Here is a 14620-nt window from a genome sequence, read left to right on the forward strand (position 1 = left end):
TGCGCCAGTATGCGCTGGGCCGTCGTCCCGTGTCGATCTTCCGTGACGCGGGCTTGGATCCGAGATTGGTGGGGTATAAGCGTATCGAGCGTGCGTTCGCCCGGTGGAAGCAGGCCGAGCATGAGCCCGCCCTGCCGTGGGAACGGTCGGCGGACGGGACCGTCGCCGGGGTTGCGGATGGTTCTGGCGGGGGCGTGCCGGCCGGTAATGCCCGTGATCGTGGCCCGGCCGGCGCCGGGGGCGTGTCTTCCGCCGGTGCCGCGTCCGTCGCCGGCCGTGGCGTCGTGGACGGTCCTTCGGCGGGCGCCGTCCGTATGGGTGCCGTGCCGTCTCGTGCGGGGCGCGTGGCGGATACGCGTGACGTGCTGATCACCCAGCAGATCCACTACATCCAATACCTGGAACGCGAACTCGACCGAATGCGCCGACTACTGAACGATGCACAGAAATGACAACCGCATGCAGGTACGTCCTTAATGCGACACGCCCGGAGGGGCAGTTTTAGGGGCATGATTTTGAAAAGGCCTAATAAATGGCGTTATTTCAACCTTGCCTTTGAATCCCTCTGACTCCGCCACCAAGGGTTTCCGGGAAAACCGGAAACCCTTTTCTCGTCTTAGAACCGTTGGAACCGTCTGAGACGGCCAGCCATCTCTCAAACCCTCACTATGTATGCGGCTGGACGAAGGGTCCGCATACATAGTGACGTTTCGCATGTCCAAATCCTCACTATGTATGCGAGGGCATGGTTGAAGCGCATACATAGTGAGGGTTTGAATCGCAGGTTTGAAATGTTTGAAATGAACGAGGCATGCACGGTGCGTGGCCGTTGGTTGTACCGGCAGAATGCCGATGTCAAGCGGGAATAGCATGGGCGCATGGAAGGCCGATACCCCGTCAACGCTGATGTCGCATCCGATACGTTCGATGCAAACGCTGCGTTCGATGCAAGCGATACGTCCGCTGCAAACGATACGTCCGCCGCGAACGATGCGGTTCAAGAGCGCGACTGGGCCGTGCTCCGCCGCATACGTGCCAAGGCGCTGATCTGGACGGTCCTGTTCGTCATCGTGCTTGCCGCCGCCGTCCTTGCATGGTCCGCGCCAAAAGGCACCGCGCTCGCAAAAGCGTATGGGTATCTGGCCATCGCCGCGCTCGCCGTGTTCATCGTCGCCGTCACATACCTGGTGGGTTGGTCGCGCGGCAGCCGTCAACTGCACGCCGCGAGCGCCGGCGACGAAATCTGGGCGCGATATACCCTCGAAGGTCCGGTCTTCGGCTCGATGGAATGGTGGTGGACCAGTCCGCCTATCAACCCCGATCTTCACCGTCGCAAGGTGCTCATCGTCGGCGTACTGATGGCCGTGGTGGCTCTGGTGTTCGCCGCAGGCGGTGTCTGCGGGGCGTTGTTGTTGCCGAATCTCTTCAGTCGGGTCATGTTCGTGGCGATGGTGATGATCGCCATTCCGCCGCTTGCCACTGCCATCGCCGCGTTCGGTTTCCTCCATAGTCCGGCGAAGGCCAATCTACGCTGGTTCCTCTACGCGCGACGGTTCTCCTTCTGGTTCACGCTGATCACTGCGGCCATCGTGCTGCTGCTTTCCGATGATGCCGCGCAAACGACGTCGATGCTCGGTCTGATGGCCGTGATGTGGACGCTTGTCGCCGGCGCAGCTTCGGGCATGAGCAATGCTGCGGAGACCTCGCTGATGCGTCGTGGCGCGTTCGCCGAGCAGCGATCCGGCATCGAACGCGACTTGCGGCGCATGGCCGCCGCAAGCCCGCAGACCGCCTTCGACCCGACGGGCATGGATCAGGTGCGCAAACGCCGCGAGCGCAAGCTTGTCGTTCGATATGCGATCGGCGTTGCGACCTTCATCCTCGTCATCGCCATCGAAGTGCTGATCAAGCTGCTGCTGGAACGGTGAGGAGTAAGGCCGGGAAAAGAACATCGGAATCATCGGACAGACAGCCGGACGCATCGATAACAAGTCCGATCGAATCCGGGCGACAAACGAGCGACGATCGAACCGCGACCATGCAAAAACCGAACCCATCGGCCCCGCGCGTTTCCGCATCATACCGCAGTACGGGGGTATTACATCACATCCAGAATGTGCGAAACAGAACCTCATCATGCATCCGCTATGAGTAGCGGAGCCGGAGGTACGCCATTGTCCGTCCGCCTCCAATCCATAACTCTAGCGGCATCGGGCCGGCGGCACGTCGAAGATGTCACGGCAAATATCGACAAATTGTCGCATATGCAGGCGGGCCCTCCCGGTCCGTTCGGTGGCTCCCGGCAGCCCGTCCGCAGCCCGTCCGCAGCCCGTCCGCCATGCCCCCGTCGTGCGCAGACGCCGAAACATGCGCGGGCCCGAGACACAACCAGGCGGTAGTCTGATAGTGAAAGAAGAGCCAATCGAAGGGGAAGTGGCATGAGTCATATCAAAGGTCGGGGCCAGCATCGCGCAAAGCCCGTAGGGACAGGTGCGTACGGTGTGACCAACGCGACGATGGCTGTCATCGTCGTGTTCATCGTGGCGCTCGCCGTGGCGTTGGGCGCCGGCATCTGGTTCGCCACCCACGGTTCCGCATCCCCGAACGCCAACGGCGGTACCGGCGCAAACGCGAGCGCAAGCACCACCATCGAGAAACCCGAGTCCACACCCAAGCCGGTCGCCGAACATCACGGCAACTCCCCGGACTGTCCGGACACGGACTGCATCGCCATGCTCGTCAACGGCGACTTGCTGTTCCACGAGGGCCTGTGGAGCCACTTCCAAGGTGCCAATCCCAATGCCACGGACGGCACCGCCTTCAATTTCGACCCGCTGTTCGCGCCGATGAAGCAGTACATCCAAGCCTCGGACATCGCCGTATGCGAGTTCGAGACGCCGATCGCCCAGCGCGGCGGCCCCTACGCCGCATATCCGATCTTCAACATTCCGCCGGAGGTCGCAGATGCGGCCAAGAACGTGGGATACAACGCCTGCACGCACGCCACCAACCACTCCTGGGACCAGGGTTCGGACGGCATCGCGCGCCTGTGGGACACGCTTGAGGCGGACGGCATTGCCCAGACCGGCTCGTACAAGACCGAGGCCGATTCCGAAAAGCCGCTGGTCATCGATTCGCCCACTGGCGGCGGCAAGCTGGGCCTCGTGACCGGAACCGTCTCGCTCAACGGCATGACCGCCGACTACGACTGGCAGGTGGACCGCCTGCGCGAGGCCGGCGACCCGAACCACGATTCGGATATCCAGCGTGCGGTGGACAAGGCCAACAAGGCCCGCGAACAAGGTGCGGACGTGGTGGCCATCGCCATGCATTCGGTGCAGGAATACCTCGATTACGCCGATTCGTGGCAGGTCTCCGAAGCCCACGAGCTTGCGGACACCGGCGCGTTCGACGTGATCTACGGAGCCGGATGCCACTGCGCGCAACCCATCGAGAACTACAACGGCACCTGGATCATCTACGGCCTGGGCAACGCGGTGACCGAATCCGCCAACACCCCGGAAACGCTGGTCAACAACCAGGGCGTCACCGCGCGCATCCAATTCGCCGGCAAGAAGGGCGTCAAGGGATCCTGGCGCGTGAACCGCATCGACTGGGTGCCCACCGCCAACGTGCATCAGGGCAGCTACCAGTGGTGTCCGATCTCCAGCGACCACCCCATAGGCGCTTGTTGGGACGAGACGTACGACGCGCAGATACGCCAGCGCATCTGGAACGTCATCTACTCGATGGGCGCGGACCAGAACGTGGTGCGCGAGTGGAACATCACCCAGGAGCAGGCGGCCAAGTCCGCGCGGTAAGCGGCCGGTGGCAGGTGCCGACTCCCGGAGGCCGGCGGGTGGCCTGTCCGCCATTGCGTCGGTATCCCGCCGGTCGCGATTCCGGCGCATCACAGGATGATGTTCGCATTGCCGCCGAACAGTAGTTGTTCCCGCCCGCTTCTCCCGCCGCCGGCCTAATGTGGTGCCCATGACCGAGATCTACGAAACCCAGCCCGAACGCACCGACCTCCCGCTCGTGGTGATGCCCGCGATCCTCGATTCGATGGTCGAACCGCTCAAGGCGCAACTGCCCGTACTCAAGGACGTGGCCCGCGTGCGCCTGTATCTGGACTTCACCGAAGACGCCGACCTCATCGCCGAGCGCACGGCCGACGCGGACGTGATGATCAACGGAGGCCCGCACCTGTCCGACGACCTGCTGCGCAGACTGTCCGGCGGCGTGCGTGGCGGCGAAGGCGGCAAGGTCGGATGCATCGTCTTCTCCGGCACCGGCGTGGCCAGCTATATCAACCTCGCCCTCGCACGCGAACTCAGCGTGCGCATCTGCAACGCCGTCCATTACGGCGACAACGCGGTGGCCGAGCATACGTTCGCATTGCTGCTCGAACTGGTGCGCCACGTCGGCGAACTCAGCAGCGGCGTGAAGTCCGGCGTCTGGGCCAATCCGCACGGAGACGGCCTGCAGCTGGCCGGCCGCAGGCTCGGCATCATCGGCCTCGGCGGCATCGGCTCCACGGTGGCCCGCATCGCACGGGCCTTCGGCATGGAGGTCGCCGCCTGGCGCACCAGCCAGACGCCAGCCGAACGGTTCGAGGAATCCGGCGCCACGCCCGTCGACGACCTCAACGAGCTCATCGCCTCCTCGGACGTGGTCTCCGTCCACATGCCGCTTATCGACGGGGCCACGCGCGGCCTCATCACCGCGGACAACCTCGCGCACATGAAGCCGGGCACGCTGTTCATCAACACCGCCCGCGCCGAAGTCATCGCCCCCGGCGCGCTGGTCGCCCGCCTGCAGCAGGGCGACATCCCCGCGGCCCTCGACGTGTACGACCATGAGCCGCTGCCCGCCGACGACCCGCTGCGCGCCATTCCCGGCATCGTGCTCACCCCGCACGTCGGCTGGCGTACGGACGGCGCGTTCAAGGAACTCACCCGTCAGATGGTCGCGTGCATCGCCGCCTACTTCTCCGGAGACGACCTCAACGTCGTCGTCTCCGAGCGCTGACCGCTCGTCCGCACTCATCGTCACCATCAACCGTCACTACCGCACGCAACGCAACGCACAGCCATGCAGACGATCCTCAACACCGCCGACCAGCCCGCGCACGACTCGCTGGTCGAGAAGAAATCCGAATTCATCGGCGACGCCGCGCACGTCGATTCGCTCGACGAGGCGCTCGCGTTCGTCGCCTCAATCCGCGAACAGCATCCGAAGGCCCGTCACGTGGCGTACGCCGCCGTGTGCGGGGGAGCCGACGGCCGCCTGTCCGAACGCATGAGCGACGACGGCGAACCTTCCGGCACCGCCGGCAAGCCGATACTCGACGTGCTCAAGCAGTCCGGCACCACCGATTGCGTCATCGCCGTGACCCGCTACTTTGGCGGCATCCTGCTCGGCTCGGGCGGCCTGGTGCGGGCCTACTCGTCCGCCGCTTCGATGGCGATGAAAACCGCGCGCGTGGCCCGCATCATGACCGCGCGACGCTACCGGATCCGCCTCGACTACCCGCAGCTGGCCCGGTTCCAGCAGATCCTCGCGCAGCTTGACGGCCGTCAGGAAGATGAGGAGTATGCGGCCGACATCCGACTCACCGCCGTGATTCCGGCCGATGCCACCGCACGGTTCGAGGAGCGCGTGCGGGAGACGTTCAACGCCGCCATTACGCCGGAACCGGTAGATATGGTCAACATCCCCGTCCCCCTTGATTAAGCTGGAGCCCATGACCGACGAAACCACCACCGAGCCGCAGGCCGAATCCCAGGAAGCGCAGGAAGCCAAGGACTTCGAGCCGCTGACCGCCACCTACGAGCGTCTGCGCCACTCCACGGACGCCGCCGAACTGTCCGAGTTCGCGCGCCGCCCGCTGCCGGATCGCGCCAACCAGGCCGCATTCTCCCGCGCCACCGCACTGCTGGAAGCCGTGGCCGGCAACGCGCACACCCCGGTGGAGGATCGCGTGTTCCTGGCCAGCACCATGCCGTTCCCGAACGTGCTCGTCAAGCTGTCCGAAGACCCGGACGACTCCGTGCGTCAGGCCGTGGCCGGCAACGTGGACGACAAGAACTGGCTGGTGGGCCGCCTGACCAAGGACCCGGTGCCCGCCGTGCGGGATACGGCCCTGAAGAACAAACGCACCAGCTGGAAGATGCGTCTCGAAGGCGCACAGAACCCGGAAGTGGACGCCGAGACGTTGGACTTCCTCGGCTCCCTCGGCACCACGCTGGAGGAAGGCGCCCCCGCGGTGCTCTCCTCGATGGTGCGCCGTGCCGTGGCGCTGAATCCCAATACCTCTCAGGATATGCTCGCCAAACTCGCCGAGGACCCCTCGGATGAGGTTCGCCACGCCGTGGAAAGTCGGAAGCGGTCTGCCTGATCGGGAGACGGATGGAGGCGGCGTGGTACCTGTCTCACGCCAATCGTTCGCCATTCGGACACCGATATGGGGTGTCAGGCCCGGAATATGCCGAATTCCACCGCGTTGCTTTGCCTTCAATACGGTGTGGCGCGTCGCTTCGGCGTTAGACTGGGGCTATGAGTGAGCGCACCGAGAATGAAGTTCGATTGGCCCGTCCGCTGATTCGGCTGGCCAAATTGGTCGGTATTGGCACCAGTTACGTAGGCATGAGCCACGACTACCACGAAATCGACGACGATGTGTTGGTGGCCGTGCTCGCGGCATTGGGCATCGACGCCAGCAGCGAGAACGCTCAGGAAACCGCCATCCGTCGCATCCTGAACCGTCGTCACGGTCGTCTGGTGGCGCCCACCGTGCTCCACATCGCCGGCAAGGAAGACAAGATTTTCGTCAACACCGGCATTCTCGACGTGCCGTCCGCCGCCATTACCCTGGAGAACGGCGAACCGTACGAGGGAACCATCAAGGTCGGCCCGGGAGACGGTTCCCAGGCCTACGACCTCGACGGCACGTTCGTCTCCACCGCCGCGCTCATCATCCCCGCCGACCTGCCGGTCGGCTACCACACGCTGCATGTGCGCGTGGGCAACCGCATGCAGAACGCCACCCTGATCAGCGCCCCCGACCATGTGGAACTGCTCGACCCGATGAAGGGCGGCAGCCTGTGGGGCTGGATGGCCCAGTTGTACTCGATCCGCTCCTCCGGTTCCTGGGGCGTGGGCGACTACGAGGATCTCAAGACCATGCTCGTGGACGCCAAGAAGAAGACCGGCGCGGACTTCGTGCTCATCAACCCGGTGCACGCCGCCGAACCCGTCTCGCCGCTCACCCCATCCCCGTACCTGCCCGTCAGCCGACGACTGGTGAACTTCACGTACATCCGCCCCGAATCGGTGCCGGAATACGCCGCGCTCGCGGCCGATGCCAAGGCCCAGGTGGACGGCCTGCACGCCGACGCCGAGGCGCTCAACGGCGACTCCCAGCTCATCGACCGCGACGCCATGTGGCGCAGCAAGATGCACGCCCTGTGGATCATCTTCAAGGCCGGCCGCTCCGCCGAGCGCCAGGCCGCATTCGAGGAGTTCAAGAAGGCCTGCGGCTCCGATCTGGAGGCGTACGCCACCTGGTGCCTGTGCTACGACAAGTGGGGTGCCCCCGCCGCCGACGCGGACAACTGGGAGCGCAAGTTCAACCGTGAATCCCCCGAGGTCGCCGCACTCAAGGGCCAGTTCCCGGACACGCTCGACTTCTACCGCTGGCTCGAATGGATCGCCTCCGAGCAGCTTTCCGCGGCCCAGCAGGCCGCCAAGGACGCCGGCATGCAGATCGGCATCATGAACGACATGGCCGTGGGCGTGCACCCGCTCGGCGCCGATGTCTGGTGGCATCCGGAACGCTTCGCCAAGGGTGCCACGGTGGGCGCCCCGCCGGACATGTTCAACCAGCAGGGCCAGAACTGGAGCCAGCCGCCGCTGAGCCCGATCGACCTGGAGGAGACCGGCTACACCACCTACCGCAATATGGTGCATGGCATGTTCGCCCGTGCCGGCGCCGTGCGCATCGACCACATCCTGGGCCTGTTCCGCCTGTGGTGGATCCCGGAGAACCGTCCCGCCACGGACGGCGCATACGTCTACTACGATTCCGACATCATGCTCGGCATCCTGGCCCTTGAGGCCTCCCGCACGAACGGCGTGGTGGTCGGCGAGGATCTGGGCGTGGTGCCCGAGTACGTGGCCGACTCCCTGTCCAGCCACGGCATCCTCGGCTGCGCCGTGGAATGGTTCGAGCAGCGCGACGGCGTGTTCCGCGCCCCGTCCAAGTGGCGTCCGTACGCCCTCGCCTCGGTCAACACGCACGACCTGCCGCCGGCCGCCGGATATCTGGAGTACGAGCACGTCAAGATCCGCGAGCGTCTGGGCCTGCTGACCGGCCCGGCCGAGGAATTCGAGAAGTCCGCCAAGGCCGAGCAGGACGCCATGCTCACCATGCTGGTGGAGCAGGGCTACCTCGACGCCGACTTCGCCGAGCACCGTGAGGAGCACGAGGCGGACATCATCGATGCGCTCTACCGCGCGCTCAAGGGCTCGCCGTGCAAGCTGCTGGCCGCCTCCATCACCGACGCGGTGGGGGAGAAGCGCGCCCAGAACCAGCCCGGCACCAACAACGAGTACCCGAACTGGCGTGTGCCGCTGGCCAACGCCAAGGGCAACGTGGTGCCGCTCGAAGTGCTCTTCGACACCCCCGGCGCCCAGCGCTTCGCCGAAATCTTCAACAGCTGAAATAGAGCTCTGTTAGACCGAGATCGCCGCCGCCTTCTTTCTCGGCTCCCCTTGTCAGGGGGAGCTGGCGGCGGAGCCGACTGAGGGGTAGTCCCTCGGGGCATGTCAATCCGGCCTAGCAGGGCTTTTTGCTTCACCACGCCGCATTGCCCGATGTCAAGCCCGGCGATATACTAGTGGATTGTTGTGTTTCCCTAAGGGGTCCTTCAAAGCGCTTTCCCACTCGCCACCGAGGACTTTCAGGGAGCCCACGGATAAAGAGGTTCGACGCTTCTTGAACGCGCGCTCTGACCAAGCACACATCAAGCAGCCGAAAACCCGGAACACAATGAATAGAAAAGGTAATCCAGTGAAAACTTTCACTCCGAAGCCAGCTGATCTGACTCACGACTGGTACATCGTCGACGCCACCGATGTGGTGCTGGGCCGTCTCGCCACCCAGGTTTCTACCCTGCTGCGCGGCAAGAACAAGCCGACCTTCGCTCCGCATGCTGATCTCGGCGATTACGTCATCGTCATCAACGCTGACAAGATCGCTCTCACCGGCAACAAGCTGGGCAAGGAGCTCTACTCTCACTCCGGTCGTCCCGGCGGTCTGCGCCGCGACTCCTACGCCGAGCTGCTTGAGAAGAACCCCGAGCGCATCATCAAGGCTGCCGTCAAGGGCATGCTGCCGAAGAACCGTCTGGCCAAGGTGCAGCTGGATCGTCTCCGCATCTTCCGCGGTGCCGAGCACCCGCACACCCCCCAGCAGCCGAAGGTCTTCGAGATCGCCCAGATCTCGCAGCAGGCCAAGTGAAACCTGAGAGGAGATAAGAATCATGGCTGAAAACACCAACGACTCCCAGGTTGTCGAGACCGAAGAGGAGCTCACCAACTACACCACCGAGACCAACGCTGGCGCTGGCACCGGCACCTCCGCGATCGAGCCGGGCTACGGCACCGGTCGCCGCAAGGAGGCCGTCGCCCGTGTCCGTCTGGTTCCGGGCTCCGGCAAGTGGACCATCAACGGCCGCACCCTGGAGGAGTACTTCCCCTCCAAGCTGCTGCAGCGTGAGGTCAACTCCCCGATCGTTCTGCTCAAGCTCGAAGGCAAGTTCGACGCTATCGTCCTCGTTGACGGCGGCGGCACCACCGGCCAGGCCGGCGCCATCCGTCTCGGCGTGGCCCGTGCGCTGAACGCCATCGATCGTGACGCCAACCGCGCCGCCCTGAAGAAGGCCGGCTTCCTGACCCGCGACGCCCGCGTCGTGGAGCGCAAGAAGGCTGGTCTGCACAAGGCCCGTCGCGCCCCGCAGTTCTCCAAGCGTTAATTTCGCTTATTACTGCAATTCCGAGCACAGAAAGCCCCTTCGTGGATTCGTTCCACGGAGGGGCTTTCCGTATTCGTATGTGATTGTCGGCAGTGGAACCACAGGAATCGCCTGGCGGGGTAATCCAGGGAGCTGACCCATCACATGCCGTGATGACTTGGGCCCTAGCGAGGCGGCTCAGGTATGTACGAACCGTTTCGCCTCGCTGAAGGGCGCGCCCCGCGGCGTGGCGGCGACAGGCCCCCGTATTGCCGCGTTGGGGCAGCGCTACCGCGGCTCTCTGACGATAAAGTCCCTGTTCTGCCGCTCTGACGACGTGTCAGCGGGGCAAAACAGGGACTTAGCAGCTAGAGAACCTCGTTTATTCGTGCTGTATCTGCTTCATCAGGGTGATGCTGAGTGCGGGCATCGTCCAGACGTTGTCGTCGAGCGGTGCTGGCTTGTCAGTACGGGCGGCACGATCACCGTTACCATCGGCGTCGTCAGCGATGGACGACGACGGCTCGACGCTGTCGCTTACAGCCGCTGCCGCCGCACTGCCGACCATTTCCAAAGCCGCGGTCATCCGCAACAGTCGCGTATCCTCAGCGTTTTGGACCGAATCGGTATCGGCGCCGGTACCCGTGGCCACGCCGGAAGCCGAAGCGGCATTCGCTGCCGTGCGTGAAGCCCGCACGGTCCTGAATTCGGCGGTACGTACGTTATCGGCGTCGTTGGCGTCCGTGGCCGTCGTGGCACCAGCCACAGGGCCCCTGAAGGCCCCGCTGGTCCCGTCACCGGCCGCAGCGGCCTCACGGGCCTGTTCCGCCAGCCTGCGCACGGTCTCGTTGGCGTTCTGCACATGCTGCATCCACACGCTGATGTCCTCGGCCGTGTCGTCGGATTCCACATGCCCGCCATGCCCCGGCCAACGCCCGTTGACCTCCGCGGAACACCACTTCGGCATCCACTTGCTGTCCGCGGGCAGATGGAACTGTCGGTCCTCGGCCACGCCGTTGACCACGATGCACACGTCCACCTCGCTGTTGGAGAGCAGACGCATCGTGAAGCTGCGCGTGGACAGGTCGAACCAGTCGCGTTCGATTGGCGCCTGACCGTTTGGCAGGAACCACTTCACGCGGTCCGAGGGCTTGAGCAGCCCCAGCTGGGTCAGACGGGTGAAGAAGTCCTCGTGATGGTACAGATCCAGCGATTTGCGCAGCGCGACCAGCCGGGAGACCGTCTCCAGACGGCGCATCTCGCGCGTCTTGTGCGGCGAATACAGCCAGTCCCAGTTCATCCAGGTGATGTCGTTGTCCTGGCAGTAGGCGTTGTTGTTGCCGTCCTGCGTGTTGCGGAACTCGTCGCCGGCCAGCATCATCGGCGTGCCGAGCGAAAGCAGCAGCATGCCGGTCAGGTTCATGGCGGCCTGCTCGCGGGCGGCGATGATCTCCGGTTCCTTGGTCACGCCCTCCACGCCGAAATTGGCGGAATGGTTCACGGACGAACCGTCGTTGTTGTGCTCGCCGTTGGCCTCGTTGTGCTTGCTGTTGTACCGGGTCAGATCGGTGAGTGTGAAGCCGTCGTGGCAGGTGACGAAGTTGATGGACGCCGTGGCGCCGCGTCCCGGATCGGTGGCGTACAGGTCGGCCGAACCGCACAGGCGGGTGGCCATCTCCTGCATCTGCGTGCGGCCGAAATCGGAGCTGCCGTCCACATCCTGCAGCCAGAACGTACGGGCCGTGTCGCGGAAACGGTCGTTCCACTCGGCGAACGGGATGCCGAACTGGCCGGTGCGCCAGCCCAGATTGCCCAGGTCCCAAGGCTCCATGATGAGCTTCAGGTTGCCCAGCAGCAGGTCGGAGCGCAGGGCGTAGAGGAACGGGTGATGCTGGGTGAACTCGCCGTTGAGGCGGGCCAGCGTCACACCCAGATCGAAACGGAAGCCGTCGATGCCGATGCGCTTGGCCCAGTACCGCAGCGAATCGACCGCGAACGTGACCACATGCGTGTTGGTGAAGTCGAACGTGTTGCCGCAGCCGGTGGTGTCCTCCAGACGGCCCGCATTGGACTTCTGATGCCGGTAGTAGGCCAGGTCGTCCAGACCGCGCCAGCACATCGTGGGACCTTCCACGCCGCCTTCGCAGGTGTGGTTGTACACCACGTCCATGATCACCTCGAAGCCGGCCTCATGCAGGGCGCGGACCATGTCGATGACCTCCTGGCGCACGGCCGTGGCGCCCTTCTCCTGCGCGGCCTTGGTGGCGTACGTGGGCTCGGGGGAGAAGTAGCTCAGGGTGGAGTAGCCCCAGTAGTTCTTGCGGCCGTGCTCCTGCAGGAACAGCTCGTCCTGCTTGGCCTGGATGGGCAGCAGCTCGATGGAGGTGACGCCCAGATTCTGCAGGTAGGCCAGCGTGATGGGGTGCGCGAGGCCGGCGTATGTGCCGCGCAGTTCCTCGGGTAGCCAGGGCGCGTTGGCGGTGAATCCCTTGACGTGCATCTCGTAGATCACGGTCTTGCGCCACGGCACATGCGGATGATCCGGGTCGCCCTCGTGCTTGTGGATATCGCGGTCGTCGATGGCCACGGACACCGGCACATGGCCAAGCGAATCGACCGTGCTCATCTCGCCGTACGCCGAACCGATCACCTTGCGATCCTTGACCTCGCAGGCGTAGGAGAAGGCGGCCGGATCGAGCTCCATGGCCCCTTCCACGCCCTTGCCGTACGGGTCGAGCAGGAACTTGTACGGGTTGAACCGCACGCCGTGCTTGGGATCCCAAGCGCCGTCCACGCGGTAGCCGTAACGCATGCCGTCCCACGCCTTGGGCAGGTGCACGTACCACAGGCCGTAGTTGGGGCCATCCATGCGGAACAGCGTCTCGCGCAGGTAGAGATGCTCGATGATGCGCGTGCAGACCGGGAATTCGTGGATCTGCTGGATGAACGAGGTTCCCGGATCGGAGAACAGACGGATGGAGTCCTGGAAGAAGGCGCTGGGCTGGTCGATGGATTCCAGCACACACAGCCATACCTGACCGGCGGTCTCCGAGCGGACCACGACGTCCGCACCACCGTCATCGGTGAAATACAAACCTGGGCGAGTAGCGTAACGATGCAACGGTGGATTTCTCATACACCCATTGTAGACGTGGCCCCTGAGCCGGCAGTGCGGCGCATCTGGCCGGGCCTGTCGCGGTCTGTCGCGACCGCCGGTCACATCCCGTGCGTCAGCCCGCGGATCTCGTCCAGGTAGCGCTGCGAGAAACGCAAGGCTGCACCGATGATGTCCTGGTCCTCGGCGCAGTAGCTCCTGCGCAGCGTGAAGTGGTCCGTGCCGAACGGGCTGCGCCTGACGATGCGGTTCCTGAGGTCCTCGATTTCGTCGTCCTCCAGCATCGGGGCCGCCTCGCCTCCGATGATGACGTCCCCGGCGATGACAGAGCGCGCGTTCACGATGGCCTGCGCCACGTAATCAAGCCATTCGTCCATGCGTTCGCGATGATGCCGTTCGCCTTGCTCGAGCACGCTGAAGAAGCCGGGGATGCTTTCGTAGTCCTCGGGCAGCGTTTCCAGCGAGCAGTAGGCGTCCATGCAGCCATGCTGTCCGCAGTAGCATTCCCTGCCGCCCGGCACCAGCACCATGTGCTCGATGGCCCCGTTGCACTGGTTCGGCCCCTGATGCAGCTTGCCGTCGATGATCACGGCGCCGCCCGGTCGTCGGTCGAGGTATACGCACACGGCATCGCGCAGGGTGGCGTCGAACCACAGTTCGGCCATGGCCGAGGCGTCGGAGTCGTGGATCATCAGCGCGGGCAGATGCACCGATTGGGTGAGCGTGTCGAGGGTGAGACCGGTGTTGCCCTGGACCGGGCCGAACGTCACCTGCGAGCCGTCCGGCGCGATGATGCCGCGGATCGAGAAGGCGACTCCCAGGACTGGCCCGTGCTTGCGCTCCACGTCGGCCGCGAAGTTGTTGATGATGCCGCCGATGCGCTGGTAGTAGACGTTGGTGTTGCGGTAGGGGATGGGCGTGTTCAGCCGGGCCACCGCGCCGCCGTACAGGTTCACCGCGCACAGGCGCAGTTCGTGGGGGTCCATGCTCACGCCGATGGCCGTGCGATGGTCGGGGTTGAACTCGTAGCCTTGGGCCTTGCGCCCGCCGGTGGAATCCCGCAGGTCTCCTTTGCCGGCGATGCGGTCGGCCTGCAGCTCGCGCAGGTTCTGCGAGATGGTAGGCAGGCTCAGCCCGAGTTCGCGTTCGAGCTCCTGCTTGGTCACGTGTCGGTGTGCATAGAGGTAACGGATGATGGCGCTGCGATTGTGCGCCTTGACCTGATTGGGCTGCAGCGGCTTCATGGACGACCTCCATTGGTCACGGACTCGAGGATTGCGAACGCTCAGACGTTGGAATTACGGTGATTGCTGGCACTTATCTAAACACGTTTTCCAAAAAAAGGCAAGATGGGGGAACTTTTAGAAAATAGCTTTTATAAAGTTGTGCGGGAGATGGTGGGATATTGCTGTGCGGAACGTCAAAAAACGCACAAAAAGTATCAAAAATGCCGAGATTGACGCTCTTTTTAAGCTATTTCGCACAGAAC

The 14620-nt window shown here is 64.2% G+C and carries 10 protein-coding genes and 1 pseudogene; 9 read left to right on the forward strand and 2 right to left on the reverse strand.

Going from position 1 to position 14620, the window contains the following annotated elements:
• From KIH81_RS09320 to rpsI, 9 genes are all read left to right on the forward strand, one after another.
• Positions 1 to 452: hypothetical protein (locus tag KIH81_RS09320; protein ID WP_214305085.1), on the forward strand; the 452-nt coding region annotated here is incomplete at its 5' end.
• A 426-nt stretch (positions 453 to 878) separates the two neighbouring features.
• The gene (locus KIH81_RS09325) at positions 879 to 1928 is read left to right on the forward strand and encodes a hypothetical protein (RefSeq protein WP_214305086.1); all 1050 of its coding nucleotides are present in this window, start codon (positions 879 to 881) and stop codon (positions 1926 to 1928) included.
• A 573-nt stretch (positions 1929 to 2501) separates the two neighbouring features.
• On the forward strand, positions 2502 to 3821 hold the full coding sequence (locus tag KIH81_RS09330) for a CapA family protein (RefSeq protein ID WP_420829146.1): 1320 nt from the start codon (positions 2502 to 2504) through the stop codon (positions 3819 to 3821).
• A 169-nt stretch (positions 3822 to 3990) separates the two neighbouring features.
• A complete protein-coding gene (locus tag KIH81_RS09335) occupies positions 3991 to 5031 on the forward strand; it encodes an NAD(P)-dependent oxidoreductase (protein ID WP_214305088.1) in 1041 nt (346 codons plus the stop codon).
• Between the two features lie 63 nt (positions 5032 to 5094).
• Positions 5095 to 5736, forward strand: a complete 642-nt coding sequence (locus tag KIH81_RS09340) for an IMPACT family protein (RefSeq protein ID WP_214305089.1) — start codon at positions 5095 to 5097, stop codon at positions 5734 to 5736.
• Between the two features lie 10 nt (positions 5737 to 5746).
• On the forward strand, positions 5747 to 6400 hold the full coding sequence (locus KIH81_RS09345; RefSeq protein WP_214305090.1) for an AbrB family transcriptional regulator: 654 nt from the start codon (positions 5747 to 5749) through the stop codon (positions 6398 to 6400).
• A gap of 158 nt (positions 6401 to 6558) precedes the next feature.
• A complete protein-coding gene (malQ, locus tag KIH81_RS09350) occupies positions 6559 to 8724 on the forward strand; it encodes a 4-alpha-glucanotransferase (protein ID WP_214305091.1) in 2166 nt (721 codons plus the stop codon).
• 349 nt (positions 8725 to 9073) lie between these two features.
• Positions 9074 to 9523, forward strand: coding sequence for a 50S ribosomal protein L13 (gene rplM / locus KIH81_RS09355; protein WP_214305092.1), 450 nt, complete (start codon positions 9074 to 9076; stop codon positions 9521 to 9523).
• Between the two features lie 22 nt (positions 9524 to 9545).
• Positions 9546 to 10037 (forward strand): 30S ribosomal protein S9, encoded by a 492-nt coding sequence (gene rpsI, locus KIH81_RS09360; protein ID WP_094666719.1) that lies wholly within the window; start codon positions 9546 to 9548, stop codon positions 10035 to 10037.
• 802 nt (positions 10038 to 10839) lie between these two features.
• Here the strand turns inward: rpsI and glgX are convergent.
• Both glgX and KIH81_RS09370 read right to left on the reverse strand, forming a co-directional pair.
• Positions 10840 to 13152, reverse strand: a pseudogene (gene glgX, locus KIH81_RS09365) (glycogen debranching protein GlgX); the annotation flags it as partial.
• An 80-nt stretch (positions 13153 to 13232) separates the two neighbouring features.
• Positions 13233 to 14375 (reverse strand): ROK family transcriptional regulator, encoded by a 1143-nt coding sequence (locus tag KIH81_RS09370; RefSeq protein ID WP_214305094.1) that lies wholly within the window; start codon positions 14373 to 14375, stop codon positions 13233 to 13235.
• Positions 14376 to 14620 lie beyond the last annotated feature (245 nt).

It is taken from the genome of Bifidobacterium miconisargentati (assembly GCF_019331675.1).
GTDB classification, from domain to species: Bacteria; Actinomycetota; Actinomycetes; order Actinomycetales; family Bifidobacteriaceae; genus Bifidobacterium; species Bifidobacterium miconisargentati.

What these genes read in the sequence shown, in the direction of transcription:
- KIH81_RS09370 (WP_214305094.1), bottom strand. Translation starts at nt 14,375, where the DNA reads ATGAAGCCGCTGCAGCCCAATCAGGTCAAGGCGCACAATCGCAGCGCC.
- rpsI (WP_094666719.1), top strand. Translation starts at nt 9,546, where the DNA reads ATGGCTGAAAACACCAACGACTCCCAGGTTGTCGAGACCGAAGAGGAG.
- KIH81_RS09340 (WP_214305089.1), top strand. Translation starts at nt 5,095, where the DNA reads ATGCAGACGATCCTCAACACCGCCGACCAGCCCGCGCACGACTCGCTG.
- KIH81_RS09325 (WP_214305086.1), top strand. Translation starts at nt 879, where the DNA reads ATGGAAGGCCGATACCCCGTCAACGCTGATGTCGCATCCGATACGTTC.
- KIH81_RS09345 (WP_214305090.1), top strand. Translation starts at nt 5,747, where the DNA reads ATGACCGACGAAACCACCACCGAGCCGCAGGCCGAATCCCAGGAAGCG.
- KIH81_RS09335 (WP_214305088.1), top strand. Translation starts at nt 3,991, where the DNA reads ATGACCGAGATCTACGAAACCCAGCCCGAACGCACCGACCTCCCGCTC.
- malQ (WP_214305091.1), top strand. Translation starts at nt 6,559, where the DNA reads ATGAGTGAGCGCACCGAGAATGAAGTTCGATTGGCCCGTCCGCTGATT.